Source organism: Bradyrhizobium sp. i1.15.2 (assembly GCF_040548425.1).
GTDB lineage: Bacteria > Pseudomonadota > Alphaproteobacteria > Rhizobiales > Xanthobacteraceae > Bradyrhizobium > Bradyrhizobium canariense.
Map to the genome: position 1 here is coordinate 33289 of NZ_JBEPRQ010000027.1, position 14086 is coordinate 47374.

Sequence of the window (14086 nt, forward strand, 5' to 3'; positions counted from 1 at the left end):
TGCTATACTAGGCCGCCCGCACCCCCGCAACGAAAGCACTGACCTCGTCTTCCAGCGATTGCAGCTTCTGCGACAGCCGGCCACTCGATTGCAGCACGAGGCCGGCGGCCTGGCCGGTCTCCGCCGTCGCGTCGGTCACACCCGAGATGTTCTGCGAAACCTGGTCGGTGCCGGAGGCAGCCTCGCGTACGCTGTGGGCGATCGCCGCGGTCGCGGCGCCCTGCTCCTCGACGGCTGCGGCGATCGACGAGGAAATCTCGTTGACCTCCAAGATGGTCTTGCGGATGCTGTCGATGTTGCCGACGACCTGGTTGGTCTCGGCCTGGATCGCGGTGATCTGCGCGCCGATCTCGTCGGTCGCCTTCGCGGTCTGGCTCGCCAGCGACTTCACTTCGCTTGCCACCACCGCAAACCCCTTGCCGGCCTCGCCGGCGCGCGCTGCCTCGATGGTGGCGTTAAGCGCGAGCAAATTGGTCTGCGAGGCGATCTGGTTGATGAGGTCGATGACCTCACCGATCTTGTGCGCGGCGGCGGCCAGTCCCTGCACGGTGTCGTTGGTGCGCTGGCCGTCGGCGGCGGCCTTGTCGGCCACGCTTGCAGCCTGCGCGACGCGCTGGCTGATCTCGGTGATCGAGGACGACAGCTGCGCAGCGGCGGAGGCCACCGTCTGCACGTTGCTCGAAGCCTGCTGACAGGCGGTGGCGACGAAGCTAGCACGGTCGGTCGCCTTGTCGGCGATCTCGGACATACCCTGCGCGGCCTGCTGCATCGCGCGCGCCTCGTTGAAGACGTCGCGGACGACGGCCTGAACGTTCGCCTCGAACTTACCGGCGAGGTCGGTCATCGTCTTGCGCTTCTCCTCGTCGGCCTTCTGCTTCGTCTCCTGCTGTTCGGCGTGCATCCGGCCGACCGCCGACGCATTGTCCTTGAACACGGCGAGCGCCTTGGCGAGCCCGCCGATCTCGTCGCGACGGTCGGTATGGGGCACGTCGAACGCGCTGTCGCCGGAGGCGAGGCGCTCGGTGAGCGCGGTGATCTTCGCCAGCGGCCGGGTCACGCTGCGGCCGATCACGAAGGAGGCGCCGAGCACGAGCACGAACACGGCCAGGCACACCAGGGCGAAGGTCATCGCATTCTGGCGGAAGACGGCGTCGACGTCGTCGAGATAGATACCGGTGCCGATGATCCAGCCCCAGGGCGCGAAGCCCTTCACATAGGAGATTTTCCCGACCGGCTGGTCGAAGCCGGGCTTCGGCCAGAGGTAGCTGTAGAAGCCCGCGCCCTGCTTTTTGACGACGTCAACGAAGCCGACGAACAGCGCGTTGCCGGATGGATCCTTCATCCCGGAGAGATCCTTGCCGTCGAGCTCGGGCTTGATCGGGTGCATGACCATCTTGGGGGTCATGTCATTGAGCCAGAAATACTCGACCTTGTCGTAGCGCAGGCTCTTGATCTCCGCGATCGCGCCGGCCTGGGCCTGCTCGCGTGGGAGTTTTCCTTCGCTCTCGAGCTTCTGGTAGTGCGCCAGGATGCCGTAGCCGACGTCGACCATGTGCTGCGTCTTGGCCTCACGGTCCGCGATCATCTGCGCGCGCAGGGTCGATAGCGCGATCGGCGCCAGCGCGATCATGCCAAGGAGGCTGATGCCGACAATCAGGACCAGCTTGAAACTGATGCGGGAGAAAAACATCGGAGCTCGCAAGAATTGGAAGGGCTGATATGCCAGTTTATCCCGCGCCCCTTAGCAAAGCTTTAAGCATTCGGGTTCCCCACCACCCGCAAAACTCCGTAGGATCCTACCGGCATGCTGCGGACGGCCTCGCAAGCTCGCGAGGCTGGCTGCATCCGAGATGCGAACTCTTCAAAACTAGAAGACCTCGACATCGCCCCTCCGAGCGTTGACTTGCAGGGGGCTCTGACGGAACGATCGGTGCAGATCATCAGCGCCGGTCGGGGCGTAGGCGCAGCCAGAGGCCAGAGGTTCAATGCATCAATCGACATCGACAGGGTCCCTCGAGCTTCCGGCGCTGAGCGCGGCGGAGCGGCTCTTCATCTGGGGGTTTCGGGCCAAGGCGCGCAGCGGAAGCGCTGTTCCGACCGCGGCCGATATCCACCAAGTCTACGACCACTTTCGCGTGGGCGACGCCGTGCCTTCGCTGGAATGCATCATCGAGATCTTTGCCTGCACGGCGCATACGGCCATCGCGGTGCACTGCCCGACCTGCCCGCGCATGTCCGACAGCGAGCACGGCATGTTGCGGGCGATCGCCGCCGCGCAGAAAGAGCGCGACGATATCGCGCGCGAGCAGTTCGAATGCTGGCTGCCGCCGGTCGGCGCCGATTGGGCTCTCGCGCCGGTGCGGGGGCTTGCAACGATCTTCCGCATGGCGGGTCTCATCCTGCCCGACCGGCACGTTCCGTCTTTCGACCATGACCGGACGATGGCGATGAAGAGCTGGCTGGTCGGAAGCCCCACCTTGCACTGACCGGGATCGCGCATGATGCATGATAGTTGCGGCTTTGTGCCCGTCACGGAAGCCGGCCAGGCGCGGCTCTGTCCGCTCCAGGCCGCGCTTGCGACGCGGCCTAATGTCGAGAGCTACGATGATTTTGGCCGCGTCACGCTTTCGCTGTTGCGGTTCATCGCTGCCGCCTATGCGACCGGCGCGTCCGATTGCTGGGAGGCGGCCTATCGCTTTGCCGACGAGGCGCCTGGCATCGCCGACAGCCCGCTGCTGGTCGCACGCGTTGCCGCGCTGGTCAGAATTCTGCGCAGCGGCCGGCCCTGCCAATTGTGCTTCATGCCGCCGTCGTGCCGGCGCCTGTCGCAGGACGAAACGGAATTGATGCGACTGCTGGCGGTGGCACGAGGCAACCAGCCGGGTGAGCTCGAATCCGCCGTCTGCCAGTTCGTCGGCAACGAGAACGGGATTGCGACGACGAGGGCCGTCAACGCGCTCGCGTTCTGCTGACACCTTAGCGGTCCTGCCAGATCACCGTGCTCGCCTCGCGCAATTCGCTTGAGGTGATAGCTTCACCGATCGGCAACACAGGTCTCCATGATCCCGTCGAGCTCCGCCTTTGAGAGCACGCCGAGCTCGGCGATGAAGACGATCCGCGCACGCGGCGCGCCCGACATCGGCACTTCGCCAGGGGCGAGCGTGGCGCGGCCGGCGGCGAATTGAAACACCATCTGGCGCCCGGGCTGCTCGACGGTCTCGAACAGGCCTTTTGCCCGCGCGAGTTTTGGCGCAAGCCGGCCGATCGCCTGCTGCAGGCGGGGCAGCGAGATCGGGCGGTCCGAGGTCCAGCTCAGGGTTTCGAAGCGTTGCTCTGCGGGACGTTTCGGTCCGGGCTCGCGTAGCGGCGGCGCGCGATCGACAGTTGCGGGAAACAGCAGCGCGGAAGGAATCTCGCCGTGCGGCGCATCGACCACCACGGCAGGAACGCGTTGCGCGCGGATGGCCTCGCGCATGCGGGAGCCCGCGCCCTCGTCGGCCAGATCCAGCTTGCTCAGAGCCACGATATCGGCGACGCGCAATTGCGAACGGTGCAGCGCATCGTCCAGGGCAGCCGGCGGTGTCGCCGCGTCCATCACGCAGAGCACCGTTTCCAGCGGCGCCTCGCGCACGATCACGGGATCCATCAGGTTACGGACGATGTCGGCGGGATCGGCGACGCCGCTGGTCTCGATGACGATGTATTCCGGCTTCGGATCACGCCGCAGCAGCGTCGCGAGCGTGTGCAGCAGGTCGCCTTCGAGCGAGCAGCAGATGCAGCCATTGGCGAGGCTGACCACGCCGTCGCTCGCGCCCGCGATCAGCTCGGCATCGATGTTGATCGCGCCGAAATCGTTGACCACAGCGGCGATTCGCCGCCCCTCCGCATGCGCCAGCAGATGGTTGACGACAGTGGTCTTGCCGGCCCCCAGAAAGCCCGTCACCAGGAGAATGGGAACCGGCATGTCTCAGCCCCCGACGACAGGGCGGCGCACCGGACGGCCGGGCCGCGCCGCCACATCCAGCACACCATCTGTGATCAGTGGTTGGCCGCTGACCACGAGGTGCCGCACGCCTTCGGACGGGCGGTTCATCGCCGTGAAGGTCGCGCGGTCCGAGAGCTTCTCGTAGTCGAACACGACGATGTCGGCATCGGCGTCCTTCGCGAGCCTTCCCTTGGCGCGCATCGCGGGCGTGCTCTGCGACAGGATTTCCGCCGGGATCAGCGCGCATTTGCGCACGCCTTCGAGCAACGACACGGTCTTGCGCTCGCGTACCCATTCGCGGATGAATTTCGTGAAGCAGCCGGCCGAGCGCGGATGCGAGGTGGCGTCATCCGGCAGCGGCCAGGCATCGCCGGTGTATGTCTTGCCGTCCGACGTCGTCCACGGCATCGCGTCGGAGGCGATCGCGCCGCCGGGATAGAGCACCGACATGTCGAGCAGGTCGCGGTGATGCGCATTGTTCTCGGTGTCGAGGATGTGCCACAGCACCAGCGACGATGGCTCTTCGGCCTGCGCCTTCAAGAGCTCCTCGCGATCGCTGAAGCGATGGCCGTCGGTGACCCGCTGCACGGAATCGTAGCCGGTGCCGTTGCGCTCGACGAATTCGGGGTCGCTGAAGAAGGCAGCGGCCAGCACGGTCGAGCCGGTGCCGTAGGGATAGGCCTCGACGGTGATGGGCAGGCCCTGCGCCTGCGCTTTCGCGATCAGCACGCGGCAGCGCTCGACGTCGGTCTTGCTCGACGAGTTGAAATGGCAGATGTGCATGTGCGCACCGGTGGCGCCGGCATAACCGATCAGGCGGATATAGGCTTCCGCCGCGCTCTCGGGATCAACGCGCGACATGTAGGCGACATGGGTGAAGGTCGGCACGTCCTGCGCGGCCGCGAGCTGGCAGACCGCGGTCAGCTCCTGCACGCCGGCGCCCGGCGCATACGCGTTCAAGATGCCGATGCCGATGCCGCCCTCGTTCAGACCGCGCGAAAGGCGCTCCAGAATGCCCGATACCTCCGCATCGCTCGCGACGTTGTCCATCCAGCGGCGATCGCGCATGGCGTTGCCGAACGCCTCCAGCGAGCTCTCCGCATTGGAGCCCGTCATTGCACCGATGCGCGCAAAAGCCCAGTTGGTGGCGGCGCCGTAGTTCAGCACGCGCCCCTTCCGCGCCTGGCGCTCATACCAGGAGCCGACCGGCAGCACACCCGCTTCGAGATCGAGCGTCGTCGTGACGCCGTCGAATGCCTGCATGCGATCGGCGGGGAGCGACTGGCCATGCGCATGAAGGTCGATGAAGCCGGGCGCGACCACGAGGCCGGTCGCGTCGATCACCCGCTCCGCGCTGCCGAGCGAGGCGCCGACCGCGGCGATCCTGCCGTCCACCACCGCCACATCGCCAACCGCGTCCATTCCGCTGGCGGGATCCACCACCCGACCGCCAGAGATCACCAAGCCGCTCATATTGTCGCTCCCTCACGCTGATTTCGCATCAAGGCAGATTCCGGGAGGGACGACCACCTCCACCGATGCCGACGCATCATGCTCGCAAGGAAGGCTCGAAAGGGGGGGGTGCAATTTGCATGCGGGGCGCGGACACGCGCTCGCAGTCTCGCGGCAGGTTTGCCCGAGCTATGCTTCTCGCTTCACGCCCTCCAAGAAAGGGCGCAGGGAAGACCGGGCGCCGGCTGGCACCCATAAAAACCCCCATGCGAACTGATTGCACACGCAATGCACAGGGGAGACACAGGGCAGCCGAGACCAGGCCTTCCCTGCGCGATGGTTTGACGGCCTATGCCGCGCTCTCCCCGGAGACGAGTTCCTTCTTGCCTCCGTCACCTCCGCGAAATGCACGGCACCGCGCCGGTTGACGCGCTGACGCCTTCGCAAAGGCTTGACCGTAGCAACGACGGCCAGGACCACACGGTTTCGCCGTACGCGAGCTGACCCTGCTTCGCCAAGAGGCTTCGCAGGGCTTCGGCGCCGTCCGTCGATGCGGTTCGTGACATGCTCACGAGGTTCATCTCGCCCTGCACGCCACTCACCCGCCTTTAACGCCGCCCGCGTCCACCGCAACTCCCAACCCGCGTTCGTGACGACGTACGACCGCCCCTTTTGTGGGCTGGGATGGCCGACACATACGATATTTCCGAATTTCGGTAAAGTGGAATATTTTTGTGAGGAGGGGTTGACGGACTTCGGCTGTGTTGCCCGACAGGCAGCACAGATCAAGAAGATCGCGGCTTACAAGGCGGCACGAGTTCTGTGCACCGTCACCTTAACTCTAGCCCGCCCCGCGGAGGTGATTGACCCAAGACCAAGCAATGGACCGCGAAGCAGCTCCGCCGTCTTCTCGCCCCCATTGTCATTCAGGGATGTAGCGGGGCGCTACGGTGGACAAAAGTTCCCAAAGGTTTCGTGTGATCGCTCGGCCTCTTCTGCAACGCGACCCCTGTCATTCTATTTCGCGCCGCGCTCTCCTCGGCGGATTTATGTCGGCAGGGACCGCCCTCGCGCTCGGCGGATGCGCCGGCTTGGGTGCGACCGGCGCGCGTTTCGACGCGTCATCGCTATCCCTTGACCCCACATTGCTCGTCACCACCACGCGCAAGCCGGTGAACGGCGGTCGCACGAAGCCCTGGTTCGGCCCGGAGCGCGCGACGACCATGACAGTCGCGCGGGCGAAGCTGGGGGCGCCGGATGAGAGCCGTCTTTCTCTCGCCTCGGTTGGAATTGGCGATTGGCGCCTTGACCGGGTCGAACCGGTGTCGGCCGACGCCGGCGATCTCGTCGCGCAGGCCGGCGGAGGAGACGTGCTGATCTATGTGCACGGCTTCAAGCAGACGTTCGAGACGGCGGTGCTCGATGGCGCCCATCTCTCCGACGGGATCAAGTTCCGCGGCCGGACCATGGTGTTCTCCTGGCCTTCCAAGGCAGGACTGTTCGACTATGCCTATGACCGCGACAGTGCGATGTGGTCCCGCGACGAGTTTGAGCGCGTGCTCTCCGCACTCGTGTCGGCGCCAGGCACCGGCCGCGTGAACATCGTTGCGCACAGCATGGGAACCATGCTGTCGCTCGAAAGCCTGCGTCAGCTCTATGCGCGATACGGCGACACAGTGACGAGCAAGATCGGCGCGGTGGTGTTTGCCGCGCCCGATATCGACATGGACGTGTTCTCGTCTGCGATCCACCGCATCGGTCCGCTTGCCGGCAAGATCACCGTGATCGCCTCCACGAACGATCGCGCCCTGGCGCTGTCGGGACAGATTGCAGGTGGAATGACCAGGGTCGGCGCCGCCGAGAAAGCCGTCATCGCGCAGCTCGGTGTGCGCGTGGTCGATGCTTCGCAGGAGGGCTGGGGCATCATCAACCACGATCTGTTTCTGTCGAATGCAGAAGTACAGCGGGTGATCCGCCGCTCGATCGACGGCACGATCGCTTAGGAGAGCGCCCGCGCCGAGCCGTGCGAACTGCGCACGCCGGTGGGGGCTACAAGCGGAAATGGCCGGTTTTCGAAGTGCCCGGTCTGGCAGGAGAAATGGCGCTCCCTAGGGGAATCGAACCCCTGTTTCAGCCTTGAGAGGGCCGCGTCCTAACCGCTAGACGAAGGGAGCGTGAGGGAGAGGACATAGCCTCGAATTTTGCCGGCGGCAAGCGGGGATCGAGGGGTTTTGGACGTCTGCTTGGCGTCGTCCCGACGAAAGCCGAACCGCATCAGCCCGGATGCGGATGGTTAAGGCAAAGCGGAACGACGTTCTCGTTCACGCAAGCGCGACGATGGCGGCGAGTTCCGGGGCCAGACTCACGGCTCGTTCGCGAATTTCAGCTTTCCGGCCGGCCTCAAGGTATGGGCGTCGAAGGTGCGGATTTCGGTGACGCCGCCGACATCAAGCGTGATCACGAGCCGGTCGCCGGCCACACCGGTCGAGACGATTCTGGCGCCCTTGGGCAGGGTGGCGGTCACGTCGCCTGCTGGCTCGGGCGCCCTTCCCTCGGACTTGAAAAGGCGGTAGCCCACCGCGATCAGCACGGCGCAGATTGCCAGCGCCGTGGTCAACCCCGCGATCAGCATCATCCGCCGCACCCGGGCGAACAGCGCGGCCTGCTCGGGGCTCGGTTCGGGAACAACGGTATCAGACGTCGTCATGGAAAATTCTGGCTCTGCGCAAAGGTTGGAGATTGTCGTCGAGGGCTCCGAGGGCTCGACCCGGCTCGACCGCGTGCTGGCTGTGCACCTTGCCGAACTGTCGCGATCGAGGCTGAAAGCCCTGATTCTGGCGGGCGCGGTGAGCCTCAGGGACGCCGCGATCCGGGACCCCGCTTATCACGTCGCCTCCGGCGATACGATCACAATCGACGTGCCGGAAGCGGCCGCGCCGGAGCCGAAAGGCGAGGATATCGCCCTCGATATCGTGTTCGAGGACGACGACATCGTCGTCCTCAACAAGCCGAAAGGGCTGGTGGTGCATCCCGCGGCCGGCCACGAGACCGGCACGCTGGTCAATGCGCTGATCGCCCATTGCGGCTCATCGCTGTCGGGCATCGGCGGGGTGCGCCGGCCCGGCATCGTGCACCGGCTGGACAAGGACACCACCGGGCTGATGGTGGTCGCCAAGAACGACCTCGCGCATGCCTCGCTCACCGCGCAGTTCGCCGACCACGGCCGCACCGGGCCGATGCGGCGCGGCTACATGGCCTTCGCCTGGGGGCTGCCGGGCCGCCATCGCGGCACCGTGGACGCGCCGATCGACCGCCACCCGCATGCGCGCGAGAAGATGGCGGTGCGCCAGGGCGGCCGCGAGGCTGTGACGCATTGGGAGCTTCTGGAGAGTTTTAACGGGCGCGACGGCAAGCCGATCGCGGCGCTGCTTGCCTGCGAGCTCGAGACCGGGCGCACCCACCAGATCCGCGTCCACCTCGCCCATATCGGCCACCCCCTGATGGGGGATGCCGTCTACGGCCCGCATTTCAAGACCAAGGCAAACCAGCTGGGCCCGGAGTCGCAGGCCGTCCTGGCCGCGTTGGGGCGGCAGGCCCTGCACGCTTACCTGCTGGTATTGGAGCACCCGAGGACTGGAGAATTACTCCACTGGGAAGCGCCTCTGCCGGAGGATTTGCTTCTCCTCCAGGGGGCCCTGAAAGCGGCGCTATGACGCAGGCCGCTTCAGAAATGCTTTACATTACAAAAAGTTATAGCTGCCACACGGGGACGTGACGTCAGCAATCCTTCCCTTTTTGCCTCGCGATGGAGTATATTGCGCTTGCGTTGAAGACCAACGCGGAACATCGCAGCACCGATCGGCTTTAACCAAGCGGTCGTCTGCCTGGCCCGCCGCTATCGGGGGCCTGAACCTGTTTGGAGGGCGCACTATGGCCCGTACAGCTACCTTGCCGGTCCTTAATGGCGAATCCGGCCTTTCCCGTTACCTCGGCGAAATCCGCAAGTTTCCGATGCTGGAACCCCAGCAGGAATACATGCTCGCCAAGCGTTGGCGCGAGCACGATGATCGTGACGCCGCGCACCAACTCGTCACCAGCCATCTCCGTCTCGTGGCCAAGATCGCCATGGGCTATCGCGGCTACGGCCTGCCGATCTCCGAGGTCGTCTCGGAAGGCAATGTCGGTCTGATGCAGGCGGTGAAGCGGTTCGAGCCCGAGAAGGGCTTCCGTCTCGCTACCTACGCGATGTGGTGGATCAAGGCGTCGATTCAAGAGTACATCCTGCGTTCGTGGTCGCTCGTGAAGATGGGCACCACCGCGAACCAGAAGAAGCTGTTCTTCAACCTGCGCAAGGCGAAGAGCAAGATTTCCGCGCTGGACGAAGGCGATCTCCGCCCCGACCAGGTGGCCATCATTGCCAAGCGTCTCGGCGTCACGGCCCAGGACGTGGTCGACATGAACCGCCGCCTCGGTGGCGACGCGTCGCTCAACGCTCCGATCCGCGACGACGGCGAAGCCGGCGAATGGCAGGACTGGCTGGTCGACAATTCGCCCAACCAGGAAGCCATGCTGGCCGAGCACGAAGAGTATGATCACCGCCGCGACGCCTTGAACGGCGCCATGGGTGTGCTCAACCCGCGCGAACGCCGCATCTTCGAGGCCCGTCGCCTCGCCGATGAGCCGATGACGCTGGAAGACCTTGCCGCCGAGTTCGGTGTGTCGCGCGAGCGCGTCCGCCAGATCGAGGTCCGCGCCTTCGAGAAGGTGCAGTCCGCGGTCAAGGGCACGATTGCAAAGGCCGAACAGGCCGCGCTGGAAGCCGCGCTCTAAGCGCGAGTTTCTAGCGCCAGAGATTGGCGGATCGACAAGAGACAGAAAGCCGGCGGCAACGCCGGCTTTTTTGTTTGCGTGTGAGGCGCGGCATGTTCGCGAGGACGCGGACCAGGCATCTTGAACCCGCGCTGCCGGTCGACCGACCAAAAGCATCGGGCCGACAGCATCAAGAGAACGGACACGCACCGTGTCGATCATCCTGCAATCCACCGTCGGCGGCTTCTCCGCCCAGTTCATGCGCAAGCTGCCGCTGGTCGAGCAGGCGATGCGCGAGCACGGGCTCGAGCCCTCGGAGTTCGTGATCTCGAAGGACTATGCCTCGACCGCGACGATCCCGCTGATGGGTCCGTTCTTCTTCAATTACAGCGTCTATTTCGGCGACGAGACATTCACCGTCACCGAGCCGAACGACATGGTGTTCCTGGACTACTTCTTCAAACGCGTGCTGGCAGCGGACGGCCCGCCGGAAGTGCCGCGGCGGCCGGGATTGATCCGGCGGTTGTTCGGCTGGATGTCGGAGCCGGTGTAGCTGCTTTTCCCCTCTCCCCTTGCGGGAGAGGGTGGCTCGCGGAGCGAGACGGGTGAGGGGTTGCCTCCGCGAGCACGCCTCTCACATGGTCATTCGCGGAGAGATACCCCTCATCCGGCGCTTTGCGCCACGTTCTCCGGCAAGGGGAGAAGGGAAGAGCGCACCACCAGCGCCTCCCTAACCTACTCCCCCCAAACCCGCGCCAGCGTCGCGAGCCAGCAGCCTTCGCAATAGCGGGCGTCCTTGTAGTCGATCCAGTTGTGCGCATAGACGTGGTCGAGCGGGATGCCGTAGCGCGCGCGCAGGATTTGGACGAGGATCTTCCACGCCGCGACCTGCGCCGCGGTCGGGCCCGTGGTGACGTCGGGATAATTGCCGGCGAACTCGACGCCGATCGAATTGTCGCGCACCACCTGGCGATAGGTCGGCTTGTTGTCGATGTACTTATTGTCGTTGCGGTTGGCACCGTCGCCGTGGGTCGGCACCAGGTTTTCCGCGACCGCCCAATAGACGGTGCCGTCGGTCTCGACCCACAATGTGACGCCGCGACGCGTGGGATTCTTAGCCTGCACCTGCGCGCCGCCGCGCGCCGAGCCTGCCGGTCCCTCGGTCTGGTGCACGATGATGTTGCGCCAGGGTTTTGCGTTGCCGACATCGCCCCATGGCGCCAGCCACACCATCTTCAGGCCGGGAATGTCGGGCGTGCCGGAGGCGCGCGCGAGCTTTGCGAGCTCGGCGTCGGTCGCGGCGGCGGGTGTGATCAGAATGAGAGCGGCGAGAACGGCCGCGAGCAGGCGAGAGATCATCATGCGGGTCCAATGCGGACCAGAGATTAGCACGCCCTTACGCGAATTTGCGCAAGGCCTCGCCTGGACCGATCGGGTCAGGCATGAGCGGCGGCGCCGGATCGTGGACCGCAAAGTCGTTCTTGCCGTTCTTCTTGGCGGCATAGAGGGCGTGGTCGGCATGCGCGATCAGGCGGTCCGGAAACTGGCCGACGCCGCGGTCCCACTGCGCCACCCCGATCGAGATCGCGATCGGGATGTCGATGCCGGTGCAGTTGACGGCATCCTGGCGGCAGACCTCGAGCACGCGGCGGGCGATCACAGCCGCCTCGCGCAAGGTCGACGACGGCAGCACGACGCAGAATTCGTCGCCGCCGGTGCGGGCAAGCATGTCGCCGGGCCTCAAGCGCGTCTGCGCCATCAGGGTGAAGTGCTGCAGGCAGGCATCGCCCGCGGCATGGCCATGGGTGTCGTTGACGGCCTTGAAGCCGTCGAGATCGATCACCAGCAGCGAGAACGGCTCGCTGCTGCGCTCCGAGCGGGCGCATTCTTCACCCAGCCGCTGCAACAGGTGCCGCCGGTTGGCGACACCGGTGAGATCGTCGAGCAGCGCGAGGTCGGCAACTTCGTTGCGCAGGCGGTCCATCGCCATCAGCAGGAAGCCGAAATTGAGCGTCATCGACAGGAACAGGAGGCCCAGCACCATCACGGCATGAGACTGCCCCCCGGAGACCGACGAGAAATCGCCGCCGAGCAGATTGCCGATCGCACGAGCCGCGAAGATCGCGATGATGGTGATGATCACGATGCCGGAGAGCCGGGCTCCCGGGCTGGCACGGCCTTCCGACGGCGAAAGCAGCAAACGCAGCGACAGCGCCAGCGGCAGCGCCTGGCCGAGCGAGTAGCTGAGCATACGCAGCTGCATGTGATCGTATGCGACCATGAAGAACACGACGCCGCCGAGGCTGAGAATTCCCGTCGCGGTCATGAGGCGCCAGGACACCGGCCGACCGTAGAAGCGCTGAATGCCCATGGCGGCAAGGCAGCTCGCCGCGATGACACCGGCGGCTCCGAGCAGAAGCGGGACAGGCGAAACGACGAAAAGGCGGATCAGGGCCGCCATCGTGCCGGTCGCGCCGACGAAGCACGATGCCATCCAGAACCGCGCGGCCGCGAATTTCGGATAGGAGCGCGTCACGTAGGCCCAGATCAGGCCGAGCGCCAGGAAGTTGACGACGAACACGGTCCAGAGCGTCGGCACGTTCAGCATGGCGCGCGCCACACGCGCAGCGTCGCGCCCTCTGTCCCTGCCAGCTGTCCGTTCATGACCCGTCCCCGTTTTCTTGCGGAGGACAATGCGGCCGTCGCGCTTAACGGAGTCTCACTGCGATCCGCGAAAACATGCCTTTGGTTTTGGATTCATGAACGGCTGGCGCATTGTCGGATCGTTAGGCATGGCCGGCGATGCGGATTCGCGGGCCAAAATCGCCAGAAAACGCATCTGAGCTGTGGATAACGCGATGACACGGATGTGACAGCGCGGGGCAGAAGCGCGCGAATCTGCTGAGCTTGTCATCGAGGATGTTGCGAGGCTGGCCCTCCGCCGAGCATCCCTCGTGTCGCGTTTCACCATTAACCCTTAAGAGGATCCTATGGCTAAGAAAGCGAAGAAGGCGAAGAAGGCGACGAAGAAGAAGGCCAAGAAGGCAGCGAAGAAGAAGTAACGAGGCTTCTTATTCTTTTGCCCGGGTGGAGTTCGCTCCGCCCGGGCTTCGGGTAGGTCGAGAGATCGAAGGTGGCGGGCGCAAGGCCCGCTTTTTTATTGGCTGGAGAAACTACCGCTCCGCGAACGCCAGCTTGGCGCCGAGCGCGGCGAAGCCGGCAGCAAAACTCCGGCGCAGCCAGGCCATGACGCGCGGGCGGGAGATGACGCGCTCGCGCACCGAGGCCGCACAGAGGCCGTAGACCACGAACACCGCAAATGTCATCGCCATGAAGGCGCCGCTCAATTCCAGCATCCGCGCCAACACATGGGCTTCGTCCGCGGCGATGAACTGCGGCAGGAAGGCCAAAAAGAAGATCGACAGCTTTGGATTGAGGATGTTGATCAGGAAGCCAGTCACGATCACCCGGCCGACCGAACGCTCGCGGATCTCGCCGTCGACTGCCAGCGCCCCGGTCTCGCGCAGCGCCTGCCAGGACATGTAGAGCAGATAGGCGACGCCGCACCACTTCAGTGCGGCGAAGGCGAGCGCGCTGGTGTGGAGCACGGCGGCGAGCCCCAGCATCGCGGCCGTCATGTGCGGCACGATTCCAAGGGTGCAGCCAAAGGCGGCCGCGATGCTCGCGCGCGAGCCGCGGGTCAGCGCGGCGGCCAGCGTGTAGAGCACGCCGGTGCCGGGCGAGGCGACGACGATCAGCGAAGTGAGCAGGAAGGACAAGGTCATGGACCGACCTTATCACCGCGCCCGGGACCACGAAAGCCGGCCAGCCGGACCGACC

General features: G+C 65.3%; 13 protein-coding genes and 1 tRNA gene. 6 read left to right on the forward strand and 8 right to left on the reverse strand.

Going from position 1 to position 14086, the window contains the following annotated elements; genetic code table 11:
• Window positions 1-7: 7 nt before the first annotated feature.
• Entirely contained in the window at window positions 8-1690 is a 1683-nt protein-coding gene (locus ABIB80_RS32040) for a methyl-accepting chemotaxis protein (RefSeq protein WP_007596584.1), read from the reverse strand.
• A gap of 295 nt (window positions 1691-1985) precedes the next feature.
• Here ABIB80_RS32040 and ABIB80_RS32045 point away from each other — a divergent pair, with 295 nt between their 5' ends.
• Entirely contained in the window at window positions 1986-2486 is a 501-nt protein-coding gene (locus tag ABIB80_RS32045; RefSeq protein ID WP_007596585.1) for a hypothetical protein, read from the forward strand.
• A gap of 12 nt (window positions 2487-2498) precedes the next feature.
• Entirely contained in the window at window positions 2499-2972 is a 474-nt protein-coding gene (locus tag ABIB80_RS32050; RefSeq protein ID WP_007596590.1) for a hypothetical protein, read from the forward strand.
• A gap of 62 nt (window positions 2973-3034) precedes the next feature.
• Here ABIB80_RS32050 and ABIB80_RS32055 read toward each other — a convergent pair whose 3' ends face one another.
• Window positions 3035-3964, reverse strand: a complete 930-nt coding sequence (locus tag ABIB80_RS32055; protein ID WP_007596592.1) for a CobW family GTP-binding protein — start codon at window positions 3962-3964, stop codon at window positions 3035-3037.
• 3 nt (window positions 3965-3967) lie between these two features.
• Window positions 3968-5458 carry an amidohydrolase family protein gene (locus ABIB80_RS32060; protein ID WP_007596594.1) on the reverse strand — a complete coding sequence of 497 codons (1491 nt, stop codon included), beginning with the start codon at window positions 5456-5458 and terminating at the stop codon, window positions 3968-3970.
• 1028 nt (window positions 5459-6486) lie between these two features.
• Between ABIB80_RS32060 and ABIB80_RS32065 the strand changes: the two genes are divergently transcribed.
• Complete coding sequence (locus tag ABIB80_RS32065) at window positions 6487-7440, forward strand: alpha/beta hydrolase (protein WP_007596595.1); 954 nt, start codon at window positions 6487-6489, stop codon at window positions 7438-7440.
• 96 nt (window positions 7441-7536) lie between these two features.
• Here the strand turns inward: ABIB80_RS32065 and ABIB80_RS32070 are convergent.
• Window positions 7537-7611: transfer RNA gene (locus ABIB80_RS32070), tRNA-Glu, on the reverse strand.
• A 188-nt stretch (window positions 7612-7799) separates the two neighbouring features.
• The gene (locus ABIB80_RS32075; protein WP_007596596.1) at window positions 7800-8144 is read right to left on the reverse strand and encodes a hypothetical protein; all 345 of its coding nucleotides are present in this window, start codon (window positions 8142-8144) and stop codon (window positions 7800-7802) included.
• Between ABIB80_RS32075 and ABIB80_RS32080 the strand changes: the two genes are divergently transcribed.
• The 3 genes from ABIB80_RS32080 to ABIB80_RS32090 all read left to right on the forward strand — a co-directional run bounded on the left by ABIB80_RS32080 (window position 8143) and on the right by ABIB80_RS32090 (window position 10799).
• Window positions 8143-9150, forward strand: coding sequence for an RluA family pseudouridine synthase (locus ABIB80_RS32080; RefSeq protein ID WP_007596597.1), 1008 nt, complete (start codon window positions 8143-8145; stop codon window positions 9148-9150). The two genes, ABIB80_RS32075 and ABIB80_RS32080, sit on opposite strands and share 2 nt — an antisense overlap.
• Before the next feature lie 217 nt (window positions 9151-9367).
• Complete coding sequence (gene rpoH / locus ABIB80_RS32085; protein WP_007596598.1) at window positions 9368-10267, forward strand: RNA polymerase sigma factor RpoH; 900 nt, start codon at window positions 9368-9370, stop codon at window positions 10265-10267.
• Window positions 10268-10457: 190 nt separating this feature from the next.
• Window positions 10458-10799, forward strand: coding sequence for a hypothetical protein (locus ABIB80_RS32090; RefSeq protein WP_007596600.1), 342 nt, complete (start codon window positions 10458-10460; stop codon window positions 10797-10799).
• Window positions 10800-10981: 182 nt separating this feature from the next.
• Here the strand turns inward: ABIB80_RS32090 and ABIB80_RS32095 are convergent, their stop codons facing one another.
• From ABIB80_RS32095 to ABIB80_RS32105, 3 genes are all read right to left on the reverse strand, one after another.
• Window positions 10982-11608: a peptidoglycan recognition protein family protein gene (locus tag ABIB80_RS32095; RefSeq protein WP_007596601.1), complete on the reverse strand. Its 627-nt coding sequence runs from the start codon at window positions 11606-11608 to the stop codon at window positions 10982-10984.
• A 34-nt stretch (window positions 11609-11642) separates the two neighbouring features.
• A complete protein-coding gene (locus ABIB80_RS32100; protein WP_007596603.1) occupies window positions 11643-12854 on the reverse strand; it encodes a GGDEF domain-containing protein in 1212 nt (403 codons plus the stop codon).
• 565 nt (window positions 12855-13419) lie between these two features.
• Window positions 13420-14031, reverse strand: coding sequence for a LysE family translocator (locus ABIB80_RS32105; protein WP_007596605.1), 612 nt, complete (start codon window positions 14029-14031; stop codon window positions 13420-13422).
• Window positions 14032-14086: the final 55 nt, after the last annotated feature.